The 15,342-nt window shown below is 55.6% G+C and carries 13 protein-coding genes and 1 riboswitch; of the genes, 6 read left to right on the forward strand and 7 right to left on the reverse strand.

Annotated features, from left to right (window positions below; genetic code table 11):
- The coding region (locus tag RTK01_RS11700; protein ID WP_312281143.1) for an ATP-binding cassette domain-containing protein at nucleotides 1-362 on the reverse strand (362 nt) is incomplete at its 3' end.
- A 229-nt stretch (nucleotides 363-591) separates the two neighbouring features.
- Between RTK01_RS11700 and RTK01_RS11705 the strand changes: the two genes are divergently transcribed.
- Nucleotides 592-1,494, forward strand: coding sequence for a C39 family peptidase (locus tag RTK01_RS11705; protein ID WP_312281144.1), 903 nt, complete (start codon nucleotides 592-594; stop codon nucleotides 1,492-1,494).
- Nucleotides 1,495-1,577: 83 nt separating this feature from the next.
- On the opposite strand, the gene RTK01_RS11710 is transcribed toward RTK01_RS11705, so the two are convergent.
- From RTK01_RS11710 to fliD, 3 genes are read right to left on the reverse strand one after another with little or no spacing between them, the layout of a single operon-like run.
- Nucleotides 1,578-1,982, reverse strand: a complete 405-nt coding sequence (locus RTK01_RS11710) for a hypothetical protein (RefSeq protein WP_312281145.1) — start codon at nucleotides 1,980-1,982, stop codon at nucleotides 1,578-1,580.
- On the reverse strand, nucleotides 1,979-2,353 hold the full coding sequence (locus RTK01_RS11715; protein ID WP_312281146.1) for a flagellar export chaperone FliS: 375 nt from the start codon (nucleotides 2,351-2,353) through the stop codon (nucleotides 1,979-1,981). Before RTK01_RS11715 ends, RTK01_RS11710 begins: the two co-directional genes overlap by 4 nt.
- A gap of 49 nt (nucleotides 2,354-2,402) precedes the next feature.
- Nucleotides 2,403-5,042, reverse strand: coding sequence for a flagellar filament capping protein FliD (gene fliD / locus RTK01_RS11720; protein WP_312281147.1), 2,640 nt, complete (start codon nucleotides 5,040-5,042; stop codon nucleotides 2,403-2,405).
- A 158-nt stretch (nucleotides 5,043-5,200) separates the two neighbouring features.
- On the opposite strand from fliD, the gene RTK01_RS11725 reads away from it, so the two are divergent.
- Nucleotides 5,201-5,980, forward strand: a complete 780-nt coding sequence (locus RTK01_RS11725) for a ParA family protein (RefSeq protein WP_312281148.1) — start codon at nucleotides 5,201-5,203, stop codon at nucleotides 5,978-5,980.
- A 28-nt stretch (nucleotides 5,981-6,008) separates the two neighbouring features.
- Nucleotides 6,009-6,725 (forward strand): late competence development ComFB family protein, encoded by a 717-nt coding sequence (locus RTK01_RS11730; RefSeq protein ID WP_312281149.1) that lies wholly within the window; start codon nucleotides 6,009-6,011, stop codon nucleotides 6,723-6,725.
- 258 nt (nucleotides 6,726-6,983) lie between these two features.
- Here RTK01_RS11730 and RTK01_RS11735 read toward each other — a convergent pair whose 3' ends face one another.
- Together RTK01_RS11735 and RTK01_RS11740 are read right to left on the reverse strand one after the other, a co-directional pair.
- Nucleotides 6,984-7,913, reverse strand: coding sequence for a GTP-binding protein (locus RTK01_RS11735; RefSeq protein WP_312281150.1), 930 nt, complete (start codon nucleotides 7,911-7,913; stop codon nucleotides 6,984-6,986).
- Between the two features lie 35 nt (nucleotides 7,914-7,948).
- Nucleotides 7,949-9,088, reverse strand: a complete 1,140-nt coding sequence (locus RTK01_RS11740; protein ID WP_312281151.1) for a GTP-binding protein — start codon at nucleotides 9,086-9,088, stop codon at nucleotides 7,949-7,951.
- Between the two features lie 509 nt (nucleotides 9,089-9,597).
- On the opposite strand from RTK01_RS11740, the gene RTK01_RS11745 reads away from it, so the two are divergent.
- Nucleotides 9,598-11,031, forward strand: a complete 1,434-nt coding sequence (locus RTK01_RS11745; protein WP_312281152.1) for a sodium:alanine symporter family protein — start codon at nucleotides 9,598-9,600, stop codon at nucleotides 11,029-11,031.
- Between the two features lie 164 nt (nucleotides 11,032-11,195).
- On the opposite strand, the gene mgtE is transcribed toward RTK01_RS11745, so the two are convergent.
- Complete coding sequence (gene mgtE / locus RTK01_RS11750; RefSeq protein WP_312281153.1) at nucleotides 11,196-12,584, reverse strand: magnesium transporter; 1,389 nt, start codon at nucleotides 12,582-12,584, stop codon at nucleotides 11,196-11,198.
- Between the two features lie 123 nt (nucleotides 12,585-12,707).
- Nucleotides 12,708-12,870, reverse strand: a riboswitch (M-box (ykoK) riboswitch).
- Between the two features lie 228 nt (nucleotides 12,871-13,098).
- Here mgtE and RTK01_RS11755 point away from each other — a divergent pair.
- Together RTK01_RS11755 and uvrB are read left to right on the forward strand one after the other, a co-directional pair.
- Nucleotides 13,099-13,773 (forward strand): DNA repair protein RadC, encoded by a 675-nt coding sequence (locus RTK01_RS11755; protein WP_312281154.1) that lies wholly within the window; start codon nucleotides 13,099-13,101, stop codon nucleotides 13,771-13,773.
- Nucleotides 13,774-13,797: 24 nt separating this feature from the next.
- On the forward strand, nucleotides 13,798-15,342 hold a 1,545-nt coding region (gene uvrB / locus RTK01_RS11760; RefSeq protein WP_312281155.1), incomplete at its 3' end, for an excinuclease ABC subunit UvrB.

Consider the following 15,342-nt stretch of genomic DNA (forward strand, 5'->3'; position numbering starts at 1 on the left):
CGCAGCTTTTTCCCCCGGGTCAGTCCGCTCACACGGGCCACCATGGCAAGATTCTCATAAATCGTGCGCCGTCGCATCAGGTGTGGCTCCTGCGCTACATATCCAAAGCTTCTGCGTACCCTTGCCGAGGAAAACAGCGGCAGCGGGGCCACATTCAGCCCATCCAGCAGCACCTGTCCCTCGTCCGCGCGGATTTGACCGGCAATCAGTTGCAGCAGCGTGCTTTTTCCCGCGCCGCTGCTGCCAACAACGAACACGAATTCCCCCTGCCGGACGATGAGATTGATGTCACTGACAGCCTCAATCAATCCGTGCTCGCCGCGATAGCGCTTTGTTGCATTTTTCAGTTCGACTGTCGGCATCAGGCCTGCTCTCCATCTCCGCCGCGTTTTGCGGTGGCAACATCTATACATTTTTAACGGGGTCTGTTATAATCTTACTGAAATCCAGAGAAATTTGCGATGGAGTGGGTTCTCCTCGTAACATCCTCGACAAAAAATTCCTATTTTCGCGTTTATTTGTACTTTATCATAAAACGCAACATATGAAAAGCCCTAAATGATACAAAAGTTTGGAAGGGGGCGGCGGCCTGTGAAGCGCGGCTCTCGCTTAAAAAAACTGCTTGCCGTCTCTGTGCTTGCCATCGTTTGCATCGGGACGGCGGAGTTGGCCGTGTGCCGGGTGGCGGACCCGGTGCTGTACGAGCGGATTATGACCCCTGTGCGGCGGACAGCCTCCTCCGCGTGGGCCATGGTCTCCGACGGCGCCCGGACGGTATACAGGGCGGCGTCCGACGGCGCTTCCAACGTGTGGGACAAAGCGGCCTCCGCTGTCACCGGGGTGCTGCGCAAGGACGGGGAGGAGCTGGAAAGTCAGGCGGTTCTGGAGCCGGACGAGGAGCCGGTCCTCTTGGCGGACCCCGCTGTTACCGCGTTGGAGCAACGGGAGACGGGCGAGGTTCTTACCGGCGGAAACCGGGAGGTTTTTTATTACAATCAGACCGACGAGACTTGGGCTGACCAGCCCTATGGGCGAGACACGCTGGGTCGGTATGGCTGCGGTCCCACCTGCCTGTCCATGGCTGTTTCCAGCCTGACCGACCGAGCGGTGGACCCCGGGGAGATGGCGCAGTGGGCTGCTGAAAACGGGCATTGGGCGCGACGCAGCGGGTCCTATCTCTCCATTGTAAATGGTGTGGCTGCGGCCTACGGGCTGGAGGTGGAGTCCCTGCCGAACTGCGACGCGGAGCGATTGCGGCTGGAGCTGGCCGCGGGGAAGATGGCCGTGGCCCTGATGATCAAGGGTCATTTCACCAACGGCGGGCATTTCATCCTCCTACGCGGGGCCACGCTGGACGGCGGCATTCTGGTGGCGGACCCCAGCAGCCGAGAGAGAAGCCTCGCCGTGTGGGACCCGCAGGTAATTTTGGATGAGCTGTCCGAAAGCCGGAGCAGCGGCGCGCCACTGTGGCTTTTATCTCCGGCGGATTCATAAATAGACGAAAAAAGGAAAACAGGCGGAGGGACCGCCCCGGTTGGGGGCGCTTCCTCCGCCGCTTTTTTGTTTCAGAATCCGTCTCAATGCTTGCGATAAAACGATTTGTCCCGGCAGAGCTTTTCGTTTACGTGACGGTCCAGCTCGGCAAGCTGCTCCAGCGTACGGCGGTTTTGGGCAATTTGCTCAGCAACCTCCCGCTCCACCTCACTGTGGGGCGGGCCATTTTGCTTTACCAGCCGGTCAAAGGCGGCCTCGTCCTCGCCGCTTAAGTCGCAGCGTTTCAATTCCAGCGCGGCGTTCAACTCCTGCAATTCAAGCAGGGGCCGGTGCCTGCCTGTCAGCAGCAGCCGCACGGAAACTTGATCTTCCCGGTCCACGGCTTCCGCCAGCTCCCGGGTGATGCCAATCACCTCGCCCAGCTTGCGGAAAATGCTTCGCTCCAGCACGAGCAGCCCCGGCAGAGACTTTTCCCACAGTTCACTCATCGTTCCGGCGAGTCCTTTTCCGCCGCGCGGAAGGTGTCCCGCAGGTCGCCTACCATGGTGAGAAGCTGCTTTAGCTCCGCCTGGTTCCGCCCGGCCTTGACGCGGCTGAAATCATAGCAGAAAAAGTCGTACAGCCGGTGCAGTTCCCGGCTGATGGGATACTGATTGTCCAGCGTGTTGTCCAAATAGTGAAGAATATCCAGGCACCGGTCCACCGACGCCTCAAACAGCGGATAATCCGTCTGCCCCAGCGCGATGTCCGCCCGGGCCGCGCGTTTTACCAGCTCATCATATAAAACGATCAGCAGTTCTCCCGGGGTCATGGTGCTGACGGACTGCTGCTTATACTGCTGATACCCCTGTGCTTCCATGCGTGTTCCTCCGTTTTATGGTCGCGGCTTTGCCGCGGGTTTACTTGTCTCAGCCGCCCAGCATGCTTGTAATCATGGAGCTTTGAGAATTCATGGAGCTGGTGAGCTGCTCCAGCCGGGTGAACATTCTGGTATAGTAATCCACCTGATCGGAAAGCTTGTCCTGCCATCTTGTGACCTGATCATCATACTCTTCGATCTGATCCTGTATGTTGTTTGACAGCACCGACAAAGGCGAATAGACAGAGCCGGCTTTCTGCACCAGAATGCCCTTTGTCGCGCCGGTGGTGGAGGCGTAGTCGGAGATTACCTTGCTGACGGTGACCATCAGTCCACCGCTTCCGGTGGTGGAGGTAAACGCGTCACGCACGCCGTCGGGGTCGTTGGTCAGTGCGTCTCGCAGCGCATCCTCGTCTATCTGAAGCGTTGTGACGCCGTCGGAATAGGTGGTGGAGATACCCATTGCCGAAAGTGCACTTCCGGCAGCGCCGCTGGGCGAGATAGCGGTGAGAAGCTTGCTGTACAGGCTGGTAAGATCGCTGTCGCCAAACAAAATACCCTGCTTTGCCTTCTCCTCGTACTTTTCTATGGCGGAGTCCGTCATGCCGCTCTTGTCATCGTCGGTAAGCGGTTCGTAGCGGGTTTTCTTGTCGCTCTTATAGTTGGGCAGGGTGGCGTGGGCATCCCGCACCGACTTTAGAATTTCGTTCAGCTCATCCACCATGCCGGTGATGGTATCCACCAGTGTGTCCGCGTCTGAGACGGAGGTAAACGTGACCGCTTCGGGGCTGTCTTGCAGCGTGCCGAGAACGGTGTTTCCGTTGGTGTCCACCGTGTCGGCGGAATAGGTTCCAAACGTTTCTTTTAGAGTGATGGACAGACCATCCACGTTGAAATTATTGTCCGAGCGGGTGATGGTGCCCATGTTCACGCCGTTGACTTCCATGCTGAACACGGCGTCTTGTCCCGCCTTGTACGCATCCTCGGGGGCCTTGTAGATGCCGGCGGCAATCTCCTCGTCGGAGTCGTTCACCGCGCCAAACAGAAGGGCGGCTAGGTTGAGCTTTCCTTTGTTCTCCCCCTCCGAAATGGTGTCGTTGATAACAATTTGGCTGGCCGCGCCGGTTTCTCTGGAGGCGAGTTGAATTTGGTTCGTTGTTTTGGAAAAGCTGGCGCTCAGGCCCACGGATTCAGAATTGATGGCGGAAAACACGGCGTCCAAAGAGGAATCGCGGGTAAAGGTCAGCTTTTTGCCGCTGATTTCCAGCTCATAACCGTAAAGCTGCTTGCCGTCCGACCCCAGACGATAGCCGTTCTCATCGGTTTTGTTACCGTTCGAGTCCACGTAAGTGCCGTCACTTTTTTTGGTGATCTTGTCGGGGTTGGAGCGAAGTACCGTTCCCTCAATCCCGCCGTTTCCGTTTTCGTCCGCGCCCAACTTTTCCGAGTTGGAGCCGGAAAACTTCCCCAACAGAGAGCCAAGCGTCTTGCCGGTGTCCAGATAGCTGGAGGTAAAGCTGCCGCTAAGACCCAAGGCCGTACCCACGTCGGAAGTGGCGGAAATGGTAATGGTGGAGCCCTTCTGTCCCATGAATTGCAGCTTGTCGCCGTTCAGTTCCACCTTCACGTTGGAGCCAAACGCATTCTTCACGGCGCTTTGCAGGCCGGTTACAAAGGAAGCGGTCAACTCCTTTTTTTCCTCCGGGGTGACAGCGGTCAAATCCAAATTATCTGGATTGTAGGAGGGCAGCGTGATGGTTTTGGTCTTGCCGTCCACCGACATGGAAATCGTCTTTCCGGAAAGGTATTTGCCCGCAGTGCCGCTTTTGTCCACCAGATCAATCAGATCGCCGTCCTGTGAGGGAATGGTGAGGAAGGATTCCTTTTTGCTCGTGTCAACATTCAGGGTTTCCTTCAGCTTTCCGGTGGCGCCGGTCACGGTGACGGTGTTTCCGGCACTCTGATTGTCAATAAAGCTCACCTTTCCGTCGTCGCCCAAAGAGGCTTTCACCATGGTCAGGGCGGGTACGCTCTCGCCCTTGGAATCCGTCACCGTGGTGGAGGCCAGCTTCACGTTGATGGCCCGCACAAAGTCATCCGCCGAGGCATACGTCTCCAAATCGCCGAAGCTCAGATCGATGGAACGGCTGCTACCGTAGCTCAAGGTCAGCGTGCCGCTGACCTTGCTCAAATCCATCTGCTTGGACAAGTCCAGATCGCTTCCGATGATGGTGGCGATGCCATCCTTTCCGGTGATGCCCAGATCGCTGAACAAATCCGCCGCGGAAGCGCTGTAGGTAGACTTGGTGGCCAACTGCTTCACGCCCGAAATCTGCACGTCGCTGGAGGTTTTGCCGGAGGCGGAAACCTTGGACGCGTTGGCCCCGTTGGTGGAGGTGATCACGGCTTTATTGAAATAGCTGGGGCTGAGCAGATTTGTGGACGAGTTGTAGGAGGTGTATTTCTGCGCAAATTTAATCATGGGGCTGGAAATTTCGCGGAGGGCCTCCTGCTGCCACGTCAGTTTGGTCTGCTTTTGCTGAAGGGACGAAATTTTAAGATTATAGCCGCTGACGGCGTTTTCAATCATCGACTCTGTATCCATTCCCGTGGCGAGGCCGGACAAAACGTTCCGATTGCCGTAGATGCTGCTGGAATTGCTGCTGGTGACTCCGCTGACGGATGCCATACTGATCGCTCCTTCCTTGATCCGCGCCTGCGCGGGGCTTTCCCGGGGCGGCGGCTTAAAAGAAAATTTAATTCTGTCTCTATACTTTTTTATCGACATATAGTATAGTAAAGTTAAGAGTTTCGACAAAGTTTTTTAATCAAATGGGAGGTTTCGGTTTGGCAACAATCATGACGGTCACAAATCAAAAGGGCGGCGTGGGAAAGACCACCACTGCCGCCGCGCTGCTGTATGCGCTGTATGAGCGCGGACAGCGCGTTCTTGGCGTGGACCTGGATCCGCAGGGCAGTTTGAGCTTCAGCCTCGGACTGGATACGGAAAACTGCGCCACGGTCTACGATTTGTTTAAAGACCGGGTTACGGTGGACGAGGCCATCACCGATTCCCACGGAATCGACCTGCTTCCGGCCAATATTCTTCTTTCCGCGGCAGAGCTGGAATTTAACCGCACCGGACGCGAGTTTATGCTGCGCAATAAGCTGATGGGCGTGGCAGAGCGGTATGACTATGTCATTATTGACACGCCGCCCGCGCTGAACGTGCTGACCGTGAACGCGTATGTGGCTTCGGACACGCTGGTGATTCCCATGGTGCCGGAAATCCTGAGCCTTCTGGGCGTGGCCCAGATCAAGGAAACCATTGACACTGTGCAGAGTTGTTACAACCCCAAGCTGTGGGTTCTGGGGATTCTGCTAAATAAATATAACGCCCGCCTGACCCTGAACCGCGAGGTCAGCGAGATGGCCGACCAGATTGCCAAGCAGTTAAAAACCAGCGTATTTAAATCCGTAATCCGTTCCAGTATCGCCGTGGCCGAGGCTCCCGCCCACGGCGAAAGTGTTCTCAGCTACGCGCCCAATTCAAAGCCCGCCGACGATTTCCAGCATCTCACCTCGGAAATTACTTCTTTGCTGCAAGAGCGGCAAGGGACCCGGTGAAACGGTCTGCCAGCAGGAGGAATGCATCATGCCCGCCAACAAAAAGTCTACCAATAAAACGGCTCACGTGCTGAATGTCATCACGGCAGGCCGGGCAACGGCCGAGGAAGTACCCACCGCTGCGCTGGTTTCTCCGTCTGCGGCAACGGCCGAGGCCGTTAGCTCGCCGCCCGTTATCGCGCCGCCGCCGGTCATTGCGCCGGTTGTTCCCATGGTGGAGGTGGAGCACGCCCACGAGGAGCTTTCCAATCAGATTCGGGAGGCTCTGCGGGAGGAAGTGGAGCGGGAGGAGAGCGACACATTTTCAGTCCTTCAGCCGGAGGTTATTAAAACGGGAGATTACGCGTCGCCTTCCAGTCCGTCTTCGCCCGCCGCGCCTTCGGCTGTGGTGCCGCCTATTTCTTCCATCGGACGGCGCACGCCCGTGAGGTCAGCGGCGCCAATGCTTGCCGGAGAGCCTCAGGCCCCGTCAGGTATGGGAGATGAGAGTGAGTACGTCAACGTCATGCAGGCGCTGGTGCGGGAAAAGGTGCCTAAATATATCAAGCTTCTGGGTGTTTGCCCGTGCAGCCGGTGTCAGGCGGATGTGGAGGCGTTGGCGCTGAGCCATCTGGAGCCAAAGTACATTGTACTGCAAAAATGCCAGAGGTTCCCCTTCTCTGTGTATGAAAACCACTATAACGCCGCAGTCACATCCCAGATCATCTCCGCCTGCCGGGTGGTGATGGAAAACCCCAGACATTGACCGTTTTTTAGAAAGACTGCCGCCCGGCTGGGCGGCGGTCTTTTTGCGGAAGCGGCTGGGCAGTACCAATCTGTCTGCCTATGGTGCTTCCCCGCTTTTTTGGGAGCGCTGAGTTTGCGGACGGTTGTCCGGAAGTATCGGAGCTTTCTCTGCGGTTTCATCTGAAAACAATCTGTCAATATGCGGCAAAGCTCCCCTCTGTTCGACAACAGAGGGGAGCTTCTTTCTAAAATATTACAAATTGTATTAAAGTGAGCTTTAAAACGACACAATTTCTTGCCGGGGTTTCTTGCCGTCCGCCACCGAGACGATGTGCATCACCGGGCCGGGACCCTTGTAGGCGGGGTGCTCCTCCACGTCCATTTTGGCGGTAATCTCCATCCAGTCGTGATTTTTGAAGCGGTCAAGTCCCTCGCCACGGGCAATCAGGCCCAGGAAAGTCACGTCCTTATCGCAGCACACCATGGCAAACCGGCCCGGGCAGTCTATGCCGGGATACTGTGAGGAGTGGCACATTACCACCATCATGTGGACCAGCTTGCCCCGATACCGGTCGGGGTGGTCCATCACGTCCACATACCACACCCCGAAGTCCTCGTCGGGGATGTCGATGACCTCCTGCGTCATGTCAAAGGGGCACTCGTCGCCGGTGAGATAGTCCTCGCTGGTGCCGTCTACATTCTCCAGATAAATGTCCGCCCGGCGGTTCACCATCCGCAGATTGCGCTTGCGCAGGCTTTCCCGCAGCTCCGGGGTGCAGCGGTTGAAGACCAGCATGTCCGCGCCTGTAATCTTCTCCATCATAAGCTGACCCATGTTTTTGGCATAGGCTTCAAAGGTGGAAGCCTGCACCATGCACATAATCTGATACAGCACCCAGTTGGCTGGAAGCACGTCCCGGTAAAGCCGCTCAAGCTGCCACATGCCGTTGTATTCAATCAGTACCTGACGGGGCTTGTACTTTTTTTCGCACTCCTTCAAAAACGAACAGGTCAGCGCCTTTTCGCTCTCTATGGTCACCACCGTGACATTGGAAAGAGCGGCCTTGTCGTATTCCTCTTCCCCCTCCTCGCAGCAGAGAAGAAGGGTTTTGTCTTCCTTGGCGAAGCCGTCCTGCAAAATGCCGTTAATAAAATTGGTTTTGCCGCCGTCCAAAAAGCCGGCGATGAGATAAACGGGTATATCCATAAATGAAAAATCCTTTACAGCAATTGAAACTTATTTTATAGGCCAAACAGCACTTTGAGCTTCGCTTCGTTCAGCTCCGCGCCGATGACACACAGGCGGCCCGTGTAGTCGGGGGTACCCCGCCGGACCTCTGCCTCCTCGGGCACGTAGTCAAAGTGAAGCCATCCGCCATCCCCCGCCGGAAGAATGCCCTTGGCCCGCAGAACCTTGCCAAAGTCGCCGGAGTCCAGCTTTTCCAGAATGGCGCGAATGCCCACTTCTGTGAAGACCTTGGGTGTCTCCGCACCCCAACTGGTAAACACCTCGTCCGCGTGATGGTGGTGGCAGGAGCAATCGGGGTCGCTGCACTCGTGCGCATGGTCATGATGGTGTTCATGATGATCGTGTTCGTGCTCATGGTCATGATGATGCTCATGCTCGTGGTGGTGATCATGACAGGAGCAGTCGGAGTCGCCGCACTCGCATTCATGGTCATGATGGTGTTCATGGTCATGTTCGTGGTCGTGATGATGCTCGTGTTCATGGGCATCTGCCGTGTGCTCGGCGCGGATGCGCTCCAGCAGTTCGTCCGCCAGAGATACTTTTTCAATGGCGGAGAGAATAGTTTTGCCGTCCAATTGGTCCCAAGGGGTGGTGAGAATGGCGGCCTGGGGGTTCAGCTCCCGCAGCATGGCCACGGCGGCGTCCAGCTTTTCAGCGGACAGCTTCTGCGTCCGGGAGAGAATAATGGTTCCTGCGGATTCCACCTGATTGTTGTAAAACTCGCCAAAGTTTTTCATATAGACCTTCACCTTGGAAGCGTCCGCCACCGTGACAAAGCTGTTCAGCTCCATGTCGGCGCTTTTGGACACCGTGTCCTGCACGGCGGCAATCACGTCGCTGAGCTTGCCCACACCGGAGGGCTCGATCAAAATGCGGTCAGGGTGAAACTGCCCCTGCACGTCCTGAAGCGCTTGGCTGAAGTCGCCCACCAGAGAGCAGCAGATGCAGCCGGAGGACATCTCGGAAATCTGCACGCCGGATTCCTTTAAAAAGCCGCCGTCAATGCTGATTTCGCCGAATTCGTTCTCAATGAGCACCAGCTTTTCGCCCTGATAGGCCTCGGCCAGCAGCTTTTTGATAAGCGTTGTTTTTCCGGCGCCGAGAAAGCCGGAAATAATGTCAATTTTTGTCATGGAATCAAGTCCTTCGCTTTTAAATTTGGGGAGCTGACTAATACCTCGTATCATACCATTTTTTCTTGAAATTGCAACGTTTATATGGAAAATTCATGCCCCGTCCATAAATTTGGACCAAATTTATCCGGTCGGCGGGGAATCTGCTTTCTCTCGGACAAAGGCCCCAAAGACCCACGGAGAAGCAAAACGACACCAAGGGAGCACCGTAAAAAAATGCCCTTGCGTCTTCCTGTCGCAACTGGATTTATATATAAATAAAAAAAGAAAAAAGTGAACTAACGTTTACGCAATTAACAAAAATTATAAAATGAGATAAACGTTGCATGTAAAATTGTATAAAACAGACAATTGTTGCGAAATTGTGAACCCGTTGTTGCAACATTTCAACGGCGGTGCTAGAATAAAATCGAAAGGGAGCCAATACAGTTCTTCATGAGAGGGAATTTATACGGCTCCGAAAGCCGCGGAAGAGCCGCGAATAAAATGGAAGAGGGGGAAATTAAAAAATGGCAGAGATAATTGCTGAAATTAACGGCAAAATCAATGGCATCGTCTGGGGTATTCCGATGATGATTCTGATTATCGGAACCGGCCTTTACCTGACTATCCGCACCGGGTTCCTGCAGTTCTCAAAGTTTGGCTACGCAATGAAGAACACCATCGGAAAGGTCTTTCATAAGGTGGAGGCCAAAGAGGGTGCGGTAACGCCGCTCCAGGCGCTGACCACCGCGCTGGCGGCCACCGTGGGCACCGGCAACATCGCGGGTGTGTGCGGCGCGATCGCCGTGGGCGGTCCCGGCGCGATTTTCTGGATGTGGGTCTCCGCGCTGGTGGGTATGTGCACCAAGTTTGCCGAGGTTACCCTTGCCATCAAATACCGTGAGCGCAACGACAAGGGCGACTGGGTCGGCGGCCCCATGTATTACATTAAAAACGGTCTGGGCCAGAATTGGAAGTGGCTGGGCACGTTGTTTGCTATCTTCGGTATGCTGGCTGCCTTCGGCATCGGCAACATGACGCAGGTGAACACTATCGCCACCACCATCGGCTCCGCCATTGGTGAGTTCGTCACCATGAGCGATGGCGCCATGAATATCGTTTATCTGATTATCGGCATCGTCGTGGCTTCCATTTCCGCGCTGGTATATCTGGGCGGACTGAAGCGTATCGGCAGCGTGACTGAAAAGCTGGTTCCCGTCATGGCCATTATTTACATCCTTGGCTGTCTGGCGGTGATTATCACAAATTCTCAGCATGTCGGGAAAGTTTTCAGCGACATTTTTATCGGCGCCTTTAATCCCGGCGCTGTGGTGGGCGGCGTCGCCGGCGTCGGCATCAAGCAGGCCATCACCAAGGGTGTTGGCCGCGGCATCTTCTCCAACGAGGCCGGTCTTGGCTCCGCACCTATCGCCCATGCCGCCGCCGACACGGACAGTGCTGTCCGTCAGGGCCTGTTCGGCGTGTTCGAGGTGTTTGCCGATACCATCGTGATCTGCACGCTGACCGCGCTGACCGTGATGTGCGCCTATACCGGCGATAACGCCATGTCCATTGAATTTGGACAGTCCGCGGGCGCGGGTCTGGCAATTTCCGCATTCTCCACCACCTTCGGCGGAAAGGCTGCCGGTGTGGTCGTCGCAATCGGACTGACTCTGTTTGCCCTGTCCACGGTTCTGAGCTGGGGTCTGTATGGCACCCGCTGCGCAGAGTTCCTGTTCGGCACCAGAATTATCAAGCCGTATCAGGTGCTGTTCTGCCTATTTATGATTGTGGGCGCCACCATGGAGCTTCAGTTGGCATGGGATATTGCCGACACGCTGAACGGCCTGATGGCGATTCCCAACCTGATTGCGCTGCTGTTGCTGTCCCCTGTGGTCTTCAAGCTGGTGAGAGAGTACTTCTCCGACCCGGCCCGGGCGCTGGAGAAAAAAGCAAAGTAAGCGATTCGGTCCCTATGTTTCCGAAAGAAAAGCACATTCTGGCGGCATTGCCGCCAGAATGTGCTTTTTGTCGAGCGGTTTTCCGCAAAAGGGATTCCGTAACCCTGCCGCCGGAGCGCAGAGAAGAGGCAATGCGAAACAGCGCTGTTTTAAATGAGGAGCTATCAGCCCAAATGCAAAATGGCGGAGGCAAAAGAAAAGTAAATGGAAAGAGAGATGGCGTCTACGATGGTGGTGATGATGGGAGAGGCCATCACCGCCGGGTCAAAGCCCACCCGCTTTGCCAGCAGAGGAAGGGCGCAGCCCACCACCTTGGCCGAAAATACGGTGACGATCAGAGTGGAGCACACAACCAGAGCCACCATGGGGGTCACTGCAGAATTGTGGAACAGCATCTGATCTATCAAAATCAGCTTGAGAAAGTTGGCTGTGGCCAGCGTCAGTCCGCACAGCAGGGAAACCCGGATTTCCTTCCAGATGACCCGAAGAATATCACTGAATGCAATCTCATTCAGTGAAATTCCGCGAATCACAGTAACTGCCGATTGGGAGCCGGCATTGCCGCCCGTGTCCATCAGCATGGGGATATAGGCGGTTAGGATGGTCGCGGCGGCCAGCGCGTTTTCAAAGCTGGAAATAATCTGCCCCGTAAAGGTTGCGGAAATCATCAGAAGCAAAAGCCACGGAATGCGAGATTTAAACATCTCGAAAATATCGGTTTTCAGATATGGCTTGTCGGAGGGGAGAATTGCCGCCATCTTTTCGATGTCCTCGGTGACCTCCTCCTGCAAAACGTCCATGGCGTCGTCAACGGTGACGATACCCACCAGTCGGTTTTCCGTGTCCACCACCGGCAGAGCCAGAAAGTCGTATTTGGAAAGGGTGCGGGCGGTGTATTCCTGATCGTCCAGCGTGGAGACGGAGACGAAGTTGGTCTCCATGATGTCTCCGATGACTGCGTCCTCCTCCGCCAGCAGCAGCGTGCGGAGAGAAACCAGTCCGATAAGGGTGCGGTTGTCGTCAATGACATAGCAGATGTTAATGGTTTCCTTGTCGGGGCCGGTGCGGCGGATGCGCTTGAATGCGTCCTCCACGGTCATGGAGGTCTTCAGGTCCACAAATTCCGTGGTCATGATGCTGCCGGCGGAATCCTCTGGATATTTCAGGATTTCGTTGATGCTCTTGCGCATATCCGGGGCGGAGTGCATCAGAATCCGTTTGACTACGTTGGCGGGCATTTCCTCAACAATGTCCACCGCGTCGTCCAAATACAGCTCGTCCAGCACCTCTTTTAGCTCCGTGTTGGAAAAGCCCTGAATCAAAAGCTCCTGTTCGTCCGAATCCAACTCCACAAATACCGCCGCAGCCAGTTCTTTGGGAAGCAGGCGAAAAAGAAGCGGAAGGTCCTCCTCCGAAAGGCCGTCCATCAAAGGGGCAATGTCCGCCGCCTCTAAGAGACACAGGAGGTCCCTCAAGGCAGCATACTGTTTTCGGCGGATGAACTCCTCTATTTTTTCTATCAGTTCCAAGCGCTTGTTTTCAAATTCCAACATACGCGGGTCCTCCTTTCTTCATATAATCGGCTGGGCAGGCGCCCTAAAAAGTAAAAAAATCCCAATCGTCCCGTCCGGTACGATTGAGAAAATCTTTCTCGAAAAACACTGCCGAGAGACAGCTCCGCCTCCCCACCGTTCAAGCTTTAGCTTCACAAGGCAGTGAAATTGCATTAGATGATACCTTAAAGTTCGATATCGCCTGTTCAAACCATCTCATGATGTCTCCATCATTTCGCGGCAGCAACCCATATCCCTGTGGTAGCCTTACCTACCGGACGCTGTTCACTTTTCTCTCTTTATAGTATGCCAAAAAAGCCGCTGTGTCAACCGGCAGAGCGGTAAAATTGGAGAAAAGAAAAAATTAAGGCGGCCGCCGCCTGCTCCGCCTTGGCACGGCAAGATTTCAGTAAGACAAACGTTTGTACGATAAAAGTGCTTGTGGGATCACAAAGCGTATGATATAATAGTATACCTGTAAATCTCAAAGAATAACGCTGCGAGGGGGGAGTCCATGGGAATCCATGACGGACACCGGGAGAAGATGCGCCGGCGCTTTCTGGAAACGGGTCTTGCGGGCTTTGCCGACCACGAGGCGCTGGAGCTGCTTTTATTTTACGCCATTCCCCGCAGGGATACCAACGCTTTGGCCCATGTACTTTTGGAGCGGTACGGCTCTTTGGGGGCAACGCTCACCGCTCCGGTGGAGGACCTTCAAAAGGTGGACGGCGTGGGTGAGAGCGCGGCGCTGCTGTTGCGGCTGGTACCCATGCTGACGGAGCGGAGCAGAGAAAAGGAGAGCGCACCGGTGATTCTCAACTCCACGGAGCGGGCCGGGGAATACCTCCTCCGCCGGTTTGACGGGAAAAAGTACGAGCTGGTCTATGAGTTGTGTCTGGACAGAAAGGGAAAGCTTTTGGTGAGTAAACTTTTGACCGAGGGCGACGTGAACGGGGCGGAGCTGAACATCCGCAAGCTGGTGGAAAACGCCCTGCTTGCCAACGCCAGTGCCGTGATTCTCTCCCATAACCACCCCAGCGGCGTGGCGCTGCCCTCCGGAGAAGACTTTGCAACCACAGACCGGGTGCGTATGGCGCTTGAAGGCGTGGGCATTCAGTTGGTGGACCACATTATCGTGGCGGACGGGGATTTCGTTTCCATGCGGGACTCCGGCTATTTCACAACCTGATAAAACCGCCCAAAAGGAGGGCTTATGCCGAAATTTAAAGTCGTTTCCCCCTACGAGCCTTCCGGCGACCAGCCGGAGGCCATTAAAAAGCTGGCTTGGGGAATTGAAAACGGGCTGGACGAGCAGATTTTGCTGGGCGTCACCGGCTCGGGCAAGACCTTTACCATGGCCAAGGTTATCGAGAAAATCCAACGGCCTACGCTGGTGCTGGCTCATAATAAAACACTGGCCTCCCAGCTTTGTGAGGAATTCAAGGCGTTCTTTCCCGACAACGCCGTGGAGTATTTTGTCTCGTATTACGACTACTATCAGCCAGAGGCCTATATTCCCCACACGGACACTTATATCGCCAAGGACGCATCCACCAACGACGAGATTGACCGTCTGCGCTTATCCGCCACCTGCGCCCTGCTGGAGCGCCGGGATGTGATTGTGGTGTCCTCCGTCTCGTGTATCTACGGCTTGGGAGAGCCGGAGGATTTTGCGCGGCTGATGATTTCCATGCGCACGGGACAGACACTGAACCGGGACGAGCTGCTGCGCCGTCTGGTGGAGGATCGGTACGAGCGGAATGACATTGCCTTTGAACGAAATATGTTTCGCGTCCGGGGGGACACGGTGGAAATTTACCCCGCCTATTTCAGAGACAAGGCCCTTCGGGTTGAATTTTTCGGAGACGAGATCGACCGCATCACGGAGTTCAACCCCGTAACCGGCGCGGCCTATCGCCTGCTGGAGCACGCAGTGGTCTATCCCGCCAGCCACTATGTCACCACCAAGGATAAAATGGAGCGGGCCATCGTGGAAATCCGGGAGGAGCTGGAGGAGCAGGTTCGGTATTTCACCGAGCGTAACAAGCTGGTGGAGGCCCAGCGTATCCGCCAGCGTGTGGAGTACGACATCGAGATGATGACGGAGCTGGGCTACTGCTCCGGCATTGAGAATTACTCCCGCATCATCTCACAGCGGCCCGCCGGGTCCGCGCCGATGACGCTGCTGGACTTTTTTCCCAAGGACTTTATGCTGTTTGTGGATGAGAGTCACGTGACGCTGCCACAGGTGCGGGCCATGTACAACGGCGACCATGCCCGCAAGCAAAGCCTGATTGACTACGGTTTCCGCCTTCCTTGCGCCTTTGATAACCGCCCGCTGAAGTTTGAGGAGTTTGAGGAGCGGGCGGGTCAGGCGCTGTACGTCTCCGCCACCCCCGCCATCTATGAGCGGGAACATGCGGGTCAGGTGGTGGAGCAGGTCATTCGCCCCACCGGACTTTTGGACCCGGTGGTGGAGGTGCGCCCGGTGGAGGGCCAGATCGACGATTTGATTGCGGAGATTCAGGCCCGGTCCGAGCGGCGGGAACGGGTGCTGGTGACCACGCTCACCAAGAAAATGGCCGAGGATTTGACGGAGTATTTCAAAAACGCCGGAATCAAGGTTCGCTATATGCACTCCGACGTGGAAACGATTGAGCGGATGGAGATTATCCGGGGCCTGCGGCTGGGAGAGTTCGACGTGCTGGTGGGAATCAACCTCCTGCGGGAGGGCCTGGATTTACCCGAGGTGAGCCTT

Origin of the sequence: Oscillibacter sp. (genome assembly GCF_031978065.1) — a bacterium.
Lineage (GTDB): Bacteria > Bacillota > Clostridia > Oscillospirales > Oscillospiraceae > Oscillibacter.